Source organism: Pseudomonas sp. S2_E02, assembly GCF_054668355.1.
The window spans coordinates 2,635,497-2,652,107 of record NZ_CP162761.1; the positions used below are offsets into that span (position 1 = coordinate 2,635,497).

At 60.1% G+C, this 16,611-nt stretch carries 13 protein-coding genes; 5 read left to right on the forward strand and 8 right to left on the reverse strand.

Annotated elements, in window-relative coordinates; translation table 11 throughout:
• From cmk to mtnA, 7 genes are all read right to left on the reverse strand, one after another.
• A complete protein-coding gene (gene cmk, locus AB4O01_RS11710; protein WP_064391442.1) occupies positions 1 to 690 on the reverse strand; it encodes a (d)CMP kinase in 690 nt (229 codons plus the stop codon).
• A complete protein-coding gene (locus AB4O01_RS11715) occupies positions 687 to 2,894 on the reverse strand; it encodes a bifunctional prephenate dehydrogenase/3-phosphoshikimate 1-carboxyvinyltransferase (RefSeq protein WP_460092253.1) in 2,208 nt (735 codons plus the stop codon). Before AB4O01_RS11715 ends, cmk begins: the two co-directional genes overlap by 4 nt.
• A 28-nt stretch (positions 2,895 to 2,922) precedes the next feature.
• Entirely contained in the window at positions 2,923 to 4,035 is a 1,113-nt protein-coding gene (gene hisC / locus AB4O01_RS11720; protein WP_093435297.1) for a histidinol-phosphate transaminase, read from the reverse strand.
• A 12-nt stretch (positions 4,036 to 4,047) separates the two neighbouring features.
• Entirely contained in the window at positions 4,048 to 5,142 is a 1,095-nt protein-coding gene (pheA, locus tag AB4O01_RS11725; protein ID WP_016770924.1) for a prephenate dehydratase, read from the reverse strand.
• Complete coding sequence (gene serC, locus AB4O01_RS11730) at positions 5,142 to 6,227, reverse strand: 3-phosphoserine/phosphohydroxythreonine transaminase (RefSeq protein ID WP_194934042.1); 1,086 nt, start codon at positions 6,225 to 6,227, stop codon at positions 5,142 to 5,144. Before serC ends, pheA begins: the two co-directional genes overlap by 1 nt.
• 223 nt (positions 6,228 to 6,450) lie before the next feature.
• Positions 6,451 to 9,225 carry a DNA gyrase subunit A gene (gene gyrA, locus AB4O01_RS11735; RefSeq protein WP_093435302.1) on the reverse strand — a complete coding sequence of 925 codons (2,775 nt, stop codon included), beginning with the start codon at positions 9,223 to 9,225 and terminating at the stop codon, positions 6,451 to 6,453.
• A gap of 423 nt (positions 9,226 to 9,648) precedes the next feature.
• Positions 9,649 to 10,725 carry an S-methyl-5-thioribose-1-phosphate isomerase gene (mtnA, locus tag AB4O01_RS11740; RefSeq protein ID WP_093435305.1) on the reverse strand — a complete coding sequence of 359 codons (1,077 nt, stop codon included), beginning with the start codon at positions 10,723 to 10,725 and terminating at the stop codon, positions 9,649 to 9,651.
• A 108-nt stretch (positions 10,726 to 10,833) separates the two neighbouring features.
• Here mtnA and AB4O01_RS11745 point away from each other — a divergent pair, with 108 nt between their 5' ends.
• The 5 genes from AB4O01_RS11745 to AB4O01_RS11765 all read left to right on the forward strand — a co-directional run bounded on the left by AB4O01_RS11745 (position 10,834) and on the right by AB4O01_RS11765 (position 15,702).
• Positions 10,834 to 12,168, forward strand: a complete 1,335-nt coding sequence (locus AB4O01_RS11745) for a TRZ/ATZ family hydrolase (protein ID WP_093435307.1) — start codon at positions 10,834 to 10,836, stop codon at positions 12,166 to 12,168.
• A gap of 56 nt (positions 12,169 to 12,224) precedes the next feature.
• The gene (ubiG, locus tag AB4O01_RS11750; protein ID WP_093435309.1) at positions 12,225 to 12,923 is read left to right on the forward strand and encodes a bifunctional 2-polyprenyl-6-hydroxyphenol methylase/3-demethylubiquinol 3-O-methyltransferase UbiG; all 699 of its coding nucleotides are present in this window, start codon (positions 12,225 to 12,227) and stop codon (positions 12,921 to 12,923) included.
• A 4-nt stretch (positions 12,924 to 12,927) separates the two neighbouring features.
• On the forward strand, positions 12,928 to 13,599 hold the full coding sequence (gene mupP / locus AB4O01_RS11755; protein WP_093435311.1) for an N-acetylmuramic acid 6-phosphate phosphatase MupP: 672 nt from the start codon (positions 12,928 to 12,930) through the stop codon (positions 13,597 to 13,599).
• Between the two features lie 72 nt (positions 13,600 to 13,671).
• Positions 13,672 to 14,412 carry a YciK family oxidoreductase gene (locus AB4O01_RS11760; protein WP_460091850.1) on the forward strand — a complete coding sequence of 247 codons (741 nt, stop codon included), beginning with the start codon at positions 13,672 to 13,674 and terminating at the stop codon, positions 14,410 to 14,412.
• A gap of 363 nt (positions 14,413 to 14,775) precedes the next feature.
• Complete coding sequence (locus AB4O01_RS11765) at positions 14,776 to 15,702, forward strand: GGDEF domain-containing protein (protein ID WP_460091852.1); 927 nt, start codon at positions 14,776 to 14,778, stop codon at positions 15,700 to 15,702.
• A gap of 134 nt (positions 15,703 to 15,836) precedes the next feature.
• Here AB4O01_RS11765 and AB4O01_RS11770 read toward each other — a convergent pair whose 3' ends face one another.
• Positions 15,837 to 16,598: a TenA family transcriptional regulator gene (locus tag AB4O01_RS11770; protein ID WP_460091853.1), complete on the reverse strand. Its 762-nt coding sequence runs from the start codon at positions 16,596 to 16,598 to the stop codon at positions 15,837 to 15,839.
• Positions 16,599 to 16,611 lie beyond the last annotated feature (13 nt).

The window sequence follows — 16,611 nt, forward strand, 5'->3', positions numbered from 1 at the left end:
TCACCCGGCGATATCGCGAATGGCGATCTCGCTCATGATGCGTTCAAGCACCTGATCGATGGACAACTCCGTGGAATCCAGCTGTATGGCGTCAGCCGCCGGCTTAAGCGGGGCTACCGCTCGCTGGGTGTCACGCTCGTCGCGTGCACGGATCTCATCTAGCAGACTCGACAGACTAACACCCTCGACTTTGCCCTTCAACTGCAAATATCGACGGCGCGCCCTCTCCTCGGCACTGGCGGTCAGGAAAATCTTCAGCGGTGCATCCGGAAAAACCACCGTGCCCATGTCGCGACCATCGGCCACCAGACCCGGCGCTTCTTGGAAAGCACGCTGGCGCTGCAGCAGCGCCTCGCGTACGGCCGGCAATGCAGCCACTTGCGAAGCGCCGGAGCCGACGCTTTCGGTGCGGATCACATCGCTGACTTCGTCACCTTCCAGAATGATCCGTTGCAACTGACCTTCGGTCGCCGCAATGAACTGAACATCCAGATGAGCGGCAAGCTTCTTCAGCAGCTCTTCATTGGTCAGGTCGACACCATGGTTGTGCGCAGCAAATGCCAGCAAGCGGTACAACGCACCGGAATCCAGCAGGTTCCAGCCCAGACGCTTGGCCAGAATTCCGGCTACGGTGCCTTTGCCCGAGCCGCTTGGCCCATCAATGGTGATGACCGGTGCAATGTTTTTCACGACTGAGCCTCTTGTGCCACACGAATACCGACCTGCCCGCACAGCGCGAGGAAGTTGGGGAACGACGTCGCGACGTTAGCGCAATCATGGATGCGGATCGGTGCGGTGGCGCGCAGGGAGGCCACACTGAAAGCCATCGCGATACGGTGATCGCCGTGACCATGCACTTCGCCGCCGCCAATCTGGCCGCCGTCGATGATGATGCCGTCCGGGGTCGGCTGGCATTTGACGCCCAGCGCCAATAGACCGTCCGCCATGACTTGGATGCGATCCGACTCCTTGACCCGCAGCTCTTCAGCGCCGGTCAGCACAGTGCGTCCTTCGGCACAGGCCGCCGCCACGAACAGCACCGGGAATTCGTCGATGGCCAGCGGAACCAGCTCTTCGGGAATCTCGATACCTTTGAGTTTAGCTGCCCGTACGCGCAGGTCAGCCACAGGCTCGCCGCCGACTTCACGCTGGTTTTCCAGAGTGATGTCCGCACCCATCAGGCGCAGGATGTCGATCACGCCGGTACGGGTCGGGTTGATGCCGACGTGCTCAAGCACCAGCTCCGAACCTTCAGCGATCGATGCTGCGACCAGGAAGAACGCCGACGACGAGATGTCGCCCGGCACTTCAATATGGGTCGCAGTCAGTTTGCCACCGGACTCAACCGATGCCGTGGCGCCATCAACGCTTACCGAATAACCAAAACCACGCAGCATGCGTTCGGTATGGTCACGGGTAGGTGCCGGCTCGGTCACGGTGGTCTTGCCCTCAGCGTACAGACCGGCGAGCAGCAGGCAGGATTTCACCTGCGCACTGGCCATCGGCATGGTGTAAGTCAGGCCTTTGAGTTTATGCCCGCCACGAATGGTCATCGGCGGACGGCCTTCGGCAGCAGTTTCGATGACCGCGCCCATTTCGCGCAGCGGATTGGCCACGCGGTTCATCGGACGCTTGGACAGCGAGGCATCCCCCGTCAAAACACTGTCGAAGTTTTGCGCAGCCAACAGGCCGGACAGCAGACGCATCGACGTGCCGGAGTTGCCCAGATAGATCGGGCCCGGCGCCGGTTTCAGGCCGTACAGGCCGACACCGTGAATGGTCACGCGGCCGTGGTGCGGGCCTTCGATGACTACGCCCATGTCGCGGAATGCCTGCAAGGTCGCCAGGGCGTCTTCGCCCTCAAGGAAACCTTCGACTTCGGTGACGCCTTCGGCCAGCGAGCCGAGCATGATCGAACGGTGGGAAATGGATTTGTCACCCGGTACGCGAATCCGACCGGACAGGCGGCCACCAGGTTGAGCCAGGAAGATCAGATCGTTGGAATTCATAGCGTCCACATAGGCCCTGCGGGCCAGGATTTTACTGAAATGCTCGCGGGCAACCCGGGCGCGCGTGAAGACGCCCAACAATTGGTGCCCATCCCCTGCATCGACCGCGTCGCGCAAAGCGTCGAGGTCGCTGCGAAATGTATCGAGTGTGCGCAGGACAGCCTCGCGGTTGGCGAGGAAGATGTCGTGCCACATCACCGGGTCGCTTCCGGCGATTCTTGTGAAATCGCGGAAACCGCCCGCAGCGTAACGGAAGATCTCAAGATTTTCATTGCGCTTGGCCAATGAATCGACCAGACCAAAGGCCAGCAGGTGCGGCAGATGACTGGTCGCGGCCAGCACTTCATCATGACGCTCGACCTGCATATGCTCGACGTCGGCGCCCAATTCGCGCCACAGACGATCGACCACAGCCAACGCCGCCGGATCGGTTTGCTCAAGCGGCGTGAGGATCACTTTGTGGCGACGGAACAGTTCGGCATTGGAGGCTTCCACCCCGCTCTGCTCGGAGCCGGCAATCGGATGGCCCGGCACGAAACGCGCCGGCATGCCGCCAAACGCCTCGGTCGCCGCGCGCACCACATTGCCTTTGGCGCTACCGACATCGGTCAGAATCGCCGCCCCCAGATCAATACTCGCCAAACGCGCGAGCACTTTTTCCATGGCCAGAATCGGCACCGCCAACTGAATTACGTCAGCGCCCTGACAGGCCACCACCAGATCATCTTCACAACGATCGACCACACCCAACTCGACCGCCAGCTTGCGCGATTGCGGATCGAGATCGACCCCGACCACTTCGCGGCAGATGCCACTTTCACGCAAGCCTTTGGCAAACGAACCACCGATCAACCCCAGACCGACCACCACAAGGCGCCCGATCATAGGTGCAGCAGATTGCAGTGCAGTGACATCACCCACGAGCCAGAACCTTGCGCAGCGCTTCGAGGAAGCGGCTGTTTTCCGCAGGCAGACCAATGGTCACCCGCAGGTGGTTCGGCATGCCGTAGTTGGCCACCGGACGCACGATCACGCCTTCGCGCAGCAAGCCCTGAAACACCGGGGCTGCGACTTGAGCGAGATCGACGCAGATAAAGTTGCCTTTGGATTCGATCCAGCTCAGGCCCAGCTCACGGAAACCGGCCTGCAACTGCTGCATGCCTGCCTCGTTGAGTTGACGGCTTTGCGCCAGATATTCCTCATCCTTCAACGCCGCACAGGCTGCCGCCAAGGCGAGGCTGTTGACGTTGAATGGCTGGCGAACACGGTTCAGTACATCAGCCACAACCGGGGTCGACAGACCGTAGCCAACACGCAATGCCGCCAGACCATAGGCCTTGGAGAAGGTACGCGAGACCAACAGATTCGGGTAAGCGGCAAGGAAATCCAGTCCGTCCGGCAGATCACTGCCTTCGGCGTACTCAATGTACGCCTCGTCGAGCACCACCAACACGTGCTCCGGAACATCCTGCAGGAACTCGTCCAGCGCTTCTGCGCCGAACCAGGTACCGGTCGGGTTGTTCGGGTTGGCGATAAATACGACGCGGGTATTGCCATCGATGGCCGCGAGCATCGCAGGCAGATCATGCCCCCAATCCTTGGCCGGCACCACTTTGGCCTGAGCACCGACCGCCTGAGTGGCAATCGGATACACCGCAAACGCATGTTCGCTGAAAACAGCGTTCAGGCCCGGTGCCAGATAGGCACGCGCGACCAGCTCAAGAATGTCGTTGGAGCCGTTACCCAGAGTGACCTGGCTCAGCTCGACACGGCATTGCTCGGCCAGCAGGGATTTCAATGCGAAACCGTTGCCATCCGGATAACGGGTGAGCTCGGCCAGCTCTTCGCGGATGGCCGCCAAGGCTTTTGGACTGGCGCCCAGCGGGTTTTCGTTGCTCGCCAGTTTGACGATTTTGGCCGGATCCAGGTCCAGCTCGCGCGCCAGTTCGTCCACAGGCTTGCCCGGAACGTACGGCGATAGTTGTTGCACGCCCGGCTGTGCCAGAGCGAGGAAATTGCCACTCATTTGCTACCGCCCTTAGAGAACTGCTTTCGGGTAGGAACCCAGCACTTTGAGTGCTACTGCTTCCTGACTGATCTTTTCCAGCACACCTTTGATCAACGGATCACGGTGGTGGCCGACGAAGTCGATGAAGAACACGTAGGTCCATTTGCCGCTGCGCGACGGACGGGTTTCGATCCGGGTCAGGTCGATCCCGTTGTCATGGAACGGCACCAGCAGCTCGTGGAGCGCACCCGGCTTGTTGCTCATCGAAACGATGATCGAGGTCTTGTCGTCACCGGTCGGCGGTACTTCCTGATTACCGATCATCAGGAAGCGCGTCGAGTTGTCCGGACGGTCTTCGATCTTCTCGGCCAGACGGGTCAGGCCATACAGACCGGCCGCCATATCACCGGCAATCGCTGCCGAGTTCCACTCGCCTTTAACCCGTTTGGCCGCTTCGGCGTTGCTCGATACCGCAACGCGCTCGACATTCGGGTAATGCGCGTCCAGCCACTTGCGGCACTGGGCCAGCGACTGCGCGTGGGAATAGATACGGCTGATACTGTCGGTCTTGGTGTTTTCACCAACCAACAGGTGATGGTGAATGCGCAGCTCGACTTCGCCACAGATAACCATGTCGTGCTCGAGGAAGCTGTCCAGCGTGTGGTTGACCGCGCCTTCGGTGGAGTTTTCCACCGGCACCACGCCAAAATTCACCGCACCGGCTGCCACTTCACGGAACACTTCGTCGATCGCCGCCATCGGCTTGCTGATCACCGCGTGACCGAAGTGCTTCATGGCTGCAGCCTGGGTGAAGGTGCCTTCAGGACCGAGGTAAGCCACTTTCAGCGGCTGCTCCAGCGCCAGGCACGAGGACATGATTTCGCGGAACAACCGCGCCATCTCTTCGTTGCCCAGCGGTCCCTGATTGCGCTCCATCACACGCTTGAGCACCTGAGCTTCGCGCTCAGGACGATAGAACACCGGCACTTCGCCTTCGGCCAGCGAGGCCATCTTTACTCGCGCGACTTCTTGGGCGCAACGCGCACGCTCACTGATCAGCTCAAGGACTTTGGTGTCCAGAGCGTCAATACGAACGCGCAGTGCCTTGAGTTCTTGCTCGGACATCAGCCGTGTTCCTTCTCGAATTCAGCCATGTACGCCACCAGCGCGTTAACGGCGGTGATGTCGACGGCGTTGTAGATGGAGGCGCGCATGCCGCCCACGGAGCGGTGGCCCTTCAGATTGAGCAAGCCGCGCTCTTCGGCACCGACCAGGAACGGCTTGTCCAGACGATCATCAGCCAGACGGAACGGCACGTTCATCCACGAGCGATCCGACTTGTTGATCGGGTTGCTGTAGAGGCCGCTGGCGTCGATGAAGTCGTACAGCGTGCGCTGTTTGACGTCATTCAGTTTGGCGATCGCTTCGACACCACCCTGCTCTTTCAACCACTGGAACACCAGACCAGACAGGTACCAGGCCAGTGTCGGCGGGGTGTTGTACATCGAGCCGTTATCGGCCGCGACTTTGTAGTCGAGCATCGTCGGGCACAGCGAGCGCGCCTTGCCGAGCAAGTCTTCGCGGATGATGTTGACGACGATACCGCTTGGGCCGATGTTTTTCTGTGCGCCGGCGTAGATCATGCCGAAACGCGAGATGTCGACCGGACGCGAGAGGATGTCCGAAGACATGTCCGCTACCAACGGCACGTCACCGGTTTCGGGGATCCACTGAAACTCCAGACCGCCGATGGTTTCGTTCGGCGCGTAGTGAACGTAAGCGGCGTCTTTCGACAGGTTCCACTCGTTCTGGCCCGGAATGGCGAAATAGTCGTAAGGCTTGGCGGTGGCGGCAACGTTGACGTGGCCGTAGCGCGAGGCTTCTTCGATGGCTTTCTGTGACCAGATACCGGTGTCGATATAGTCGGCCGAGCCGTTTTCCGGCAGCAGGTTCAGTGGAATCTGCGCGAATTGCTGGCTGGCGCCACCTTGCAGAAACAGCACTTTGTAGTTCGACGGGATATTCAGCAGGTCACGCAGATCCTGCTCGGCCTGGGTGGCGATGGACACGAACTCATCACTGCGATGGCTCATTTCCATGACCGACAGACCCTTGCCGTGCCAATCAAGGAGTTCACCCTGGGCACGTTGCAGGACAGCTTCAGGAAGCGCCGCAGGACCGGCGCAGAAGTTATAGGCTCGCTTGCTCACATCCAATCTCGCTCTGATTTGGTGGTATCACATATCAGTCGGCGCTGATTTTATGTGGGAGCGAGCTTGCTCGCGAAGGCGGACTGACATTCAACAACGATGTCGCCTGATACTCCGCCTTCGCGAGCAAGCTCGCTCCCACATGGATCTTCATGGGCGCCGAAATTTCATACCGGACAAATAACAAGGGGGCGAATTCTCATCCGCCCCCTCGTTTGTCCGCTTATTCTTGCGGTTCTTCGTCTGCTGCGGCGTCGAGTTGCTGGTCTTCGGCAGCATCGTCGATCACGACATTGCCTTCGAATTCCTCGCCCTCTTCACCCTCAAGCTCTTCACCTTCAACTTCCGAAGGCTCCTGAACCCGCTCCAGCCCGACCAGGGTTTCATCCTTGGCCAGCTTGATCAGCGTGACGCCCTGTGTGTTACGACCCAGGCTCGACACTTCGTCGACACGGGTACGCACCAGAGTGCCCTGATCGGAGATCAACATGATTTCTTCACCGTCCTGCACCTGAACCGCGCCGACCAGACGGCCGTTACGCTCGTTGCTGACCATGGCGATAACGCCCTGACCGCCACGCTTGTATTCAGGGAACTCGGTGATCGCCGTACGCTTGCCGTAGCCGCGCTCGGAAGCCGTGAGAATCTCGCTGCCTTCTTCTGGAATCAGCATGGAGATCAGCTTCTGCCCTTCTGGCAGACGCATACCACGCACACCGCGGGCGGTACGGCCCATGGCGCGAACTTCGGATTCCTTGAAGCGAGTCACTTTGCCGCCGTCGGAGAACAGCATGATTTCCTGCTCGCCATCGGTAATGGCGGCGGAGATCAGGATGTCACCTTCGTCCAGCTCCAGTGCGATCAGACCAACGCTGCGCTGACGGCTGAAGGCCACCAGCGGGGTCTTCTTCACGGTACCGTTGGCGGTCGACATGAAGATGAACGGGGCTTTCTTGCGGTCGGCAGCCTTGATGCGAGCACGACGTTCTTCATCGGTCTCGTTGCTGTTTTCGATTTCTTCTACATCAGCCTCGGCGCCTTCGGCTTCTTCTTCATCGGCCTGACGCTTCATGGCTTCGAGATCGACCGGCAGCATGGTGGTGATGTATTCACCTTCGCTCAATGGCAGAAGGTTGACCAGCGGACGACCACGGGCGGCGCGGGACGCTTCCGGAATCTCGTAGGTCTTGAGCCAGTACACCTTGCCTTTGCTGGAGAACAGCAGCAGCGTGGTGTGGCTGTTGGCAACCAGCAGGTGAGCGATGTAGTCCTCATCCTTGACGCCGGTGGCCGACTTGCCTTTACCGCCACGACGCTGAGCCTGGTACGCAGCCAGTGGCTGGGTCTTGGCGTAGCCACCGTGGGAGATGGTCACGACGCGCTCTTCTTCCGGGATCATGTCACCCAGGGTCAGATCGAGACGGGCATCGAGAATTTCGGTGCGGCGCTGGTCGCCGTATTCGGCGCGGATCACTTCCAGCTCTTCGCGGATCACTTCCATCAGGCGCACGGCGCTGTTGAGGATGCGGATCAGCTCGCCGATCTGGTTGAGGATCTCTTGATACTCGGCCAGCAGTTTTTCGTGTTCCAGACCGGTCAGACGGTGCAGACGCAGTTCCAGAATGGCTTGCGCCTGTTCTGGCGACAGGAAGTACTTGCCTTCACGCAGACCGTATTGCGGATCGAGGTTTTCCGGACGGCACGAATCGGCACCGGCACGCTCAACCATCGCCACCACTGCCGAGGATTCCCACGGCGTGCTGACCAGCGCTTCTTTGGCTTCCGACGGCGTCGGCGAAGCCTTGATCAGGGCGATGACCGGGTCGATGTTCGACAGGGCAACGGCCTGGCCTTCGAGGATATGACCACGCTCGCGCGCCTTGCGCAGTTCGAACACGGTACGGCGGGTGACCACTTCGCGACGGTGACGGACGAAGGCTTCCAGCAGATCCTTGAGGTTCAGGATGCGTGGACGGCCGTCGATCAGCGCAACGATGTTGATGCCGAATACCGATTGCAGCTGGGTCTGGGCGTAGAGGTTGTTGAGGATCACCTCAGGCACTTCGCCGCGACGCAGTTCAATCACGACGCGCATACCGTCCTTGTCGGACTCGTCGCGCAGTTCGGTGATACCTTCCAGCTTCTTCTCTTTGACCAGCTCGGCGATCTTCTCGATCAGACGCGCTTTGTTCAACTGGTAAGGGAGTTCGGTGATGACGATCTGCTGACGGCCACCGACCTTGTCGATGTCTTCGATGATCGAGCGGGCGCGCATGTAAATACGGCCACGACCGGTACGGTAGGCTTCGATGATGCCGGCGCGACCGTTGATGATCGCGGCGGTCGGGAAGTCCGGACCGGGGATGTATTGCATCAGTTCATCGACGGTCAGCTCAGGATTGTCGATGAGCGCCAGGCAACCATCGATGACTTCACCGAGGTTGTGCGGCGGAATGTTGGTCGCCATGCCCACGGCGATACCGCTGGAGCCGTTGACCAGCAGGTTGGGGATACGGGTCGGCATGACCGCCGGGATCATTTCGGTGCCGTCGTAGTTCGGCACCCAATCCACGGTTTCCTTGTGCAGGTCAGCCAGCAGCTCGTGCGCCAGCTTGGTCATGCGCACTTCGGTGTATCGCATGGCCGCAGCGTTGTCGCCGTCGACCGAACCGAAGTTGCCCTGACCGTCTACCAGCAGGTAGCGCAGGGAGAAAGGCTGGGCCATACGAACGATGGTGTCGTACACCGCGGTATCACCGTGCGGGTGATACTTACCGATCACGTCGCCGACAACACGGGCAGATTTCTTGTACGGCTTGTTGAAGTCGTTGCCCAGCTCGCTCATCGCGAACAGTACGCGACGGTGCACGGGCTTGAGGCCATCGCGCGCATCCGGCAGTGCACGGCCGACGATCACGCTCATCGCGTAGTCGAGGTAGGACTGTTTCAGCTCGTCTTCGATATTGACCGGGAGGATTTCTTTGGCCAGTTCGCCCATGAGAAGCCTGATTCCTTTTTCTGGTGAAACTTCGTCATATCCATATGGGACCAACGAAGCTCGTCGGGGCAGACCGAGTGCCATGCACCGACTTACGACAAATCAACATTGGATCGCGGATTTGCGCAGTAAAGACAGCTCCGTGGAGCTGCCTCGGAAAACGCCGGATGTTATCACAAGAGCCGCCACGCACCTATCCCCCTGATGCGCATGGAGCATAGTTAGTTGACCGGTGACAGGCTTAACGGGGACGAGAGAGGCTCAGAGCTTCTTTGAATGCAGAATCAGGGCTTGGTTTAGCGATGTTTATTGACATTTAGGGCCCCTTCGCGAGCAGGCTCGCTCCCACAGGGTTCTGTGGCGCTCACAAAACCTGTGGGAACGAGCCTGATCGCGAAGAGGACAACGCAGACATCAAGCCAATCAGTGCAGGCGCTTGCGGCACATCAACTGGGCCATTTTCGCGGTATCCGGGCGCTCGACGATGCCTTTTTCGGTGACGATCGCATCGATCAGGTCGGCCGGCGTCACGTCAAATACCGGGTTGAACGCTTCAACGTCCGCGCCGACGCGCTTGCCACCCACTTCGAGCAACTCGGCGCCATCACGCTCCTCGATCGGGATGTCGTCACCGCTGGCCAGATTCATGTCGATGGTCGAACTTGGCGCCACCACCATGAAACGCACGCCGTGGTGCATGGCGTTGACCGCCAGTTGGTAGGTGCCGATCTTGTTGGCCACGTCACCGTTGGCGGTGATGCGGTCCGCACCGACGATCACCCAGGTCACGCCTTTGGTTTTCATGATGTGCGCAGCGGCGGAGTCGGCATTCAAGGTGACCGGAATGCCTTCGTTGGCCAGTTCCCAAGCGGTCAGGCGCGAACCCTGCAGCCACGGACGGGTTTCATCGGCGTAAACGCGCTCGACCATGCCTTCCAGATAAGCCGCGCGAATCACCCCCAGCGCCGTACCGAACCCGCCGGTAGCCAGCGCACCGGTGTTGCAGTGAGTCAGAATCGCCTGCGCATTGCCCTGGTGCTTGCGGATCAGGTCAACGCCGAGCTGGGCCATGGTCAGGTTGGCTTCGCGGTCGCTTTCATGAATGGCAATGGCTTCGGCTTCCAGCGCCGCCAACGGGTCGGCGTTGCCTTTCAGACGATCCAGTCGATCGTGCATCCGGCCCAACGCCCAGAACAGATTGACTGCGGTCGGACGAGAATCGGCCAGCAAGGCGAAATCTTCTTCCAGCGCCGCAGCCCAGTCGCCACCTTCGGTCAGACGGGCACGGGCCGCCAGCACAATGCCATAGGCTGCGCTGATGCCGATGGCCGGCGCACCGCGCACCACCATCGAACGAATCGCCTCGGCCACGCCGGCGGCGCTGGTGTAGGCAATCCAGGTTTCCTCGAACGGCAAAATACGCTGATCCAGCAGGTGGAGCGCGCCATCTCGCCAATCGATGGCCTTTACTTTCTCCGCAGCCAACAGTCGATCGCGCATCCCTCACCCCGTACTCATGAACAAAAGCCGCCGATTATAGCGATCCCCCCGCGAAGACGCTCGGGTATACTTCGCCATCCTTTACAAAAGCACTGGAACCGCCCCTCGATGCCGAAACCTGCCATTGCGCTCGACTTATTATTGCTGCCGACCTGGCTGGTACCCGTCGAACCTGCAGGCGTTGTGCTCAAGGAGCACGGCCTGGGCATTCGCGACGGTCGCATCGTGTTTATCGGCCCGCGCGCCGAAGCATTGAAGTGTAACGCCACAGAAACCCGGGAATTGCCGGATGTGCTGCTCGCCCCCGGCCTGATCAACGCGCACGGTCACGCGGCGATGACGCTGTTTCGTGGCCTGGCCGATGATTTGCCGCTGATGACCTGGCTGGAAAATCACATCTGGCCGGCCGAGGCCAAGTGGGTCGATGAAGATTTCGTTCGCGATGGGACTGATTTGGCTATCGCCGAGCAGATCAAGGGCGGCATCACCTGTTTCTCGGACATGTATTTCTACCCGAAAGTCGCCAGCGAGCGCGTGCACAACAGCGGCATTCGCGCGCAGATCGCCATTCCAATCCTTGATTTCCCGATTCCGGGCGCCAGCAGCGCCGATGAAGCCATTCGTCAGGGCGTCGAGTTGTTCGGCGATCTCAAGCACCATGAACGGATCAAGATCACCTTCGGCCCCCATGCACCGTACACCGTCGGTGACGAAAACCTCGAGAAAATCCGCGTGATTGCCGAGGAGCTGGACGCCTCGATCCATATGCACGTGCACGAAACCGCTTTCGAAGTTCAGCAAGCGCTGGAGCAGCGCGGTGAACGTCCGCTCGCGCGCCTCGGCCGTCTCGGCCTGCTCGGCCCGCGCTTCCAGGCCGTGCACATGACCCAGATCAGCGATGACGACCTGGCGTTACTGGTAGAAAGCAACACCAGCGTGATCCACTGCCCGGAATCGAACCTGAAACTCGCCAGCGGCTTCTGCCCGGTCGAGCGTTTGTGGCAGGCTGGCGTCAACGTGGCCGTTGGCACCGATGGCGCCGCCAGCAATAACGATCTGGATCTGCTCGGCGAAACCCGTACCGCTGCGCTGCTGGCCAAAGCCGTCGCCGGTTCCGCCACCGCACTCGACGCCCATCGAGCGCTGCGCATGGCCACACTCAACGGCGCGCGCGCACTGGGGATCGAGGCGCAAGTCGGCTCGCTGGAAATTGGCAAAGCTGCCGACATCGTCGCTTTCGACCTGTCCGGCCTGGCCCAGCAACCGGTATATGACCCGGTCTCGCAGCTTATATATGCCACCGGTCGCGATTGCGTGAAACACCTGTGGGTCGCCGGCAAGCAACTGCTCGACGACCGCCGCCTGACGCGCATGGACGAAGAGCAACTGGGCGCCACCGCCCGGACCTGGGGCCAGCGCATCAGCGGCCACACCGAATCGTAAACACCTTGGCGCAAACGCCAGGGCTACAGCACTTTTAAAGTTTTAGAGGATTAAACATGAGCAACGTCGACCACGCTGAAATCGCCAAATTCGAAGCCTTGGCCCATCGCTGGTGGGACCGCGAAAGCGAGTTCAAACCACTGCACGACATCAACCCGCTGCGGGTCAACTGGATTGACGAGCGGGTCAATCTGGCCGGCAAGAAAGTCCTCGACGTCGGTTGCGGCGGCGGCATCCTCAGCGAAGCCATGGCGCAACGCGGTGCCACGGTGATGGGCATCGACATGGGCGAAGCGCCGCTGGCGGTCGCGCAACTGCATCAACTGGAATCCGGCGTCAGCGTTGAGTACCGCCAGATCACCGCCGAAGCCCTGGCCGAAGAAATGCCGGAGCAGTTTGACGTGGTCACGTGCCTGGAAATGCTCGAGCACGTGCCGGATCCGTCGTCAGTGATCCGCGCCTGCTTCCGCATGGTCAAGCCGGGCGGTCAGGTGTTCTTCTCGACCATCAACCGCAACCCGAAGGCCTACCTGTTCGCCATCATCGGCGCTGAATACATCATGAAGCTGCTGCCGCGCGGCACCCACGATTTCAAGAAATTCATCCGCCCGTCCGAGCTGGGTGCCTGGAGCCGCATGGCCGGCCTGACCGTCAAAGACATCATCGGCCTGACCTACAACCCGCTGACCAAGCACTACAAACTGGCCAGCGACGTTGACGTCAACTACATGATCCAGACCCTGCGCGAGGAGTAAGCCGATGGCGATCAGAGCAGTTCTTTTCGACATGGACGGCACCCTGCTCGACACGGCGCCGGACTTCATCGCCATCTGCCAGGCCATGCGTGCAGATCGCGGCTTGCCGCCGATCAACGACAAGCACATCCGCGACGAGATTTCCGGTGGCGCCAAAGCCATGGTCGCGGTGACGTTTTCGATGGACCCGGAATCGCCGGGCTTCGAAGAACTGCGTCTGGAGTTCCTTGAGCGCTATCTGGTTGGCTGCGCCGTGCACAGCAAACTGTTTGACGGCATGGGTGAACTGCTGGCCGATATCGAAAAGGCCAAGCTGATCTGGGGCGTGGTCACCAACAAGCCACTGCGCTTTGCCGAGCCGATCATGCAGCAACTGGGATTGGCTGAGCGTTCGGCCTTGCTGATCTGCCCGGATCACGTGAAGAACAGCAAGCCGGATCCGGAGCCATTGATCCTCGCGTGCAAGATGCTTGATCTGGATCCGGCGACGGTGCTGTTTGTCGGCGATGATCTGCGTGATATCGAATCGGGGCGCGATGCCGGTACGAAAACGGCAGCGGTGACGTTCGGCTACATCCACCCGGACGACAACCCGCGGCATTGGGGGGCGGACGTGGTGGTGGATCATCCGTCGGAGCTGCGCAAGGTGCTCGATAGCGCGCTTTGCAGTTGCTGAGACCTGACGCAGAGCGTCATTGGCTGCATTCCCACGCAGAGCGTGGGAACGATCTGACTTGATGAGGTTTTTATGTTTGATTATTCCGCTCGCCCCGAATTGCTCAAGGATCGGGTCATTCTGGTCACCGGTGCCGGTCGCGGGATCGGCGCGGCAGCCGCAAAAACCTACGCCGCCCATGGCGCTACGGTATTGCTGCTGGGCAAAACCGAAGCGAACCTGACGCAGGTGTATGACGAGATCGAGGCTACCGGGCATCCGCAACCCGCCGTGATTCCGTTCAATCTCGAAACCGCCCTGCCCCATCAGTACGATGAGCTGGCCGCGATGATCGAGACCGAGTTCGGCCACCTCGACGGCCTGCTGCACAACGCTTCGATCATCGGCCCGCGCACGCCGATCGAACAGTTGTCCGGTGAAAACTTCATGCGCGTCATGCAAGTCAACGTCAACGCCATGTTCATGCTGACCAGCACCCTGCTGCCGCTGCTCAAGCTGTCGCAGGATGCCTCGGTGGTGTTCACCTCCAGCAGCGTCGGGCGCAAGGGCCGTGCGTACTGGGGCGCTTATGGCGTATCGAAGTTCGCCACCGAAGGCTTGATGCAAACCCTGGCCGATGAAGTCGACGGTGTCGCGCCGGTACGCTCCAACAGCATCAACCCGGGCGGCACGCGCACCAGCATGCGCGCCCAGGCGTATCCGGGGGAAAACCCGCTGAACAACCCGACACCGGAAGAAATCATGCCGGTCTACCTGTACCTGATGGGCCCGGACAGCACCGGCATCAATGGCCAGGCCTTCAACGCGCAATAACTGCCATACGTCGCTTTTGTTGCCGCGGCAGATTCCTGTCGCGGCATGCATTTGCCGCTGGCGACTGTCATATTTCAGTCAATTTTCCACCGCGCCCCTCCCCCTTGATCAGCCAACTTATTGATTCCAAACGGTTTAAATAAAACCGAACCGAATGGCACGACTTTCGCTCTAAATTTCCTCAAAGCATGCCGTGTGAAGGCAGTGGGGCAAGGCCGAATTCGATAGCTGACTAATCGTCTTCAGGCAGACTAAACTTACGCCAAATGTCCTACGGGACTGATGGATCAGTATGACGCGCAGCCCATAGCCGCTCTCACCCAGCCTGTAAGACAGACTTACTGCTTTAGGGGCTCACGCCATATGAAATCACCCTCCCAGACCAATGCAATTGACTTTGACAGTGCCAAATTGCAACGCCTGGGCTTTGGTCAGCTGCCTCCCCTTCTGGAGCGACCGGCCAGTCTTGCGCAATTGCGCCAGCAAATGAGCCTGCAACTGCAAACCAGCCTCGAACCGCAACGCATCCTCGGTCTGTTTTTCCGCGAAGTTCAGCGTCTCGTGCCCCTGGACGCGCTTAGCTACGTGCATCAGGGCAGTGACCTGCGTCTGGAGTTCGGTGCCCGCGGCCACCACTCGATCAGCTATACCCTGAGCCACGAAGGCGAGCATATGGGCGAACTGGTGTTCCGTCGCAATCAGCGCTTCAACGACAAGGAACAAGGTCAGCTGGAGTCGTTACTGTCATCCTTGCTGTACCCGATGCGCAACGCGCTGCTTTATCGCGAGGCGACTCAGAGTGCCCTGCGCGATCCGCTGACCGGCGCCGGTAACCGCATCGCCATGGAGCAAACCCTGCAGCGGGAGATCGATATGTCTCGCCGACATCAACAACCGTTGTCGCTGCTGATGCTCGATATCGACCACTTCAAACGGGTCAACGACAGCCATGGCCACAGCGCCGGCGATGACGTGCTTAAAGCCATCGCCGCGACAATCAAGGCGCAACTGCGCAACGTCGACATGGTGTTCCGTTACGGTGGTGAGGAGTTTCTGGTGCTGCTGTCCAATACCAGCCGGGAAGCGGCAGCGATGGTCGGCGAACGACTGCGCTATGCGACGCAGGCGGCCGAATACTATGCCGATGGGCAGTTGATTGAATTGACGGTGAGCCTGGGATGTTCGACGTTGTTGCCGGGCGAATCGGCTGACAGCTTGCTGCGCCGCGCTGACAGTGCGTTGTATGTGGCCAAGCGTGAAGGTCGCAACCGCCTGGCGATGGCGGGCTAAGCCTTTCAGGCAACACAAAACAGTGTGGGAGCGAGCTTGCTCGCGAAAGCGGTGAATCAGTCAACGCAGTGCTGACTGACATGACCCCTTCGCGAGCAGGCTCGCTCCCACATTGGTATTGCGTGAGGCTTGAATCAGCTCTCGACTACCGCCCTGCGCTCTCGGTTGACCAGCAAGCGTTCCGACGTCTCCAGTTGCATGCAACGCTCCAGAAACAGATACATGTAGTCATAGCTCTTGCAGACGGCCTGACGCAACTCGGCCTGCAAGGCCTTGCTCGGGTTCATCCCGGCCAGGGTGCAGATGATTTCCAGCGCCTCCCACGGATGGGCATCGTCGTACTGGGCATGCATCTTCAACCACTTCATCGCGCGCTTGCGATCCTCTTCGGGAAACGCTGCGGCATACACGCCGGAGGAGCAGACCAGCGCCGACCACTCCCCGGTCGCGCCTTCGATGGCATAGTTGGTGGCCGCGATGGCCACAATCAACGAATCGGCTGAGCTGGTGTGCCAGCACCAATGACTCAAGGCATGCAGTTCGGGCGGCACATGTTGGGCCTGAAGGTCTTCCAGACTGACGCCATGTGCACGACTCCAGTGCACCCAATAATCCGCATGATTGAGTTCAACGCGGATATTGCGCATCAGCCAGCGCCGCGCCATGTCTTCGCCCGGATGCCGGGCAAACCTGGTTTTGGTGAGATTCTGCGCCATGTACAGCGCAAACTGCTCAACCACCGGCCAGCCCCCGATCAGGTACTGACGCATGGTTCTGGCGCTGAGCTTGTTATCACGCATGCGCAGGTAAAGTTCATGCTCGACAACCCGGCGCTTGCTCTCGCTGCAATCCGCAATGAGCTGTTGTGCCCAGGCAGGATAACTTGCAGCTTCCATGAGTGGTCCGGTT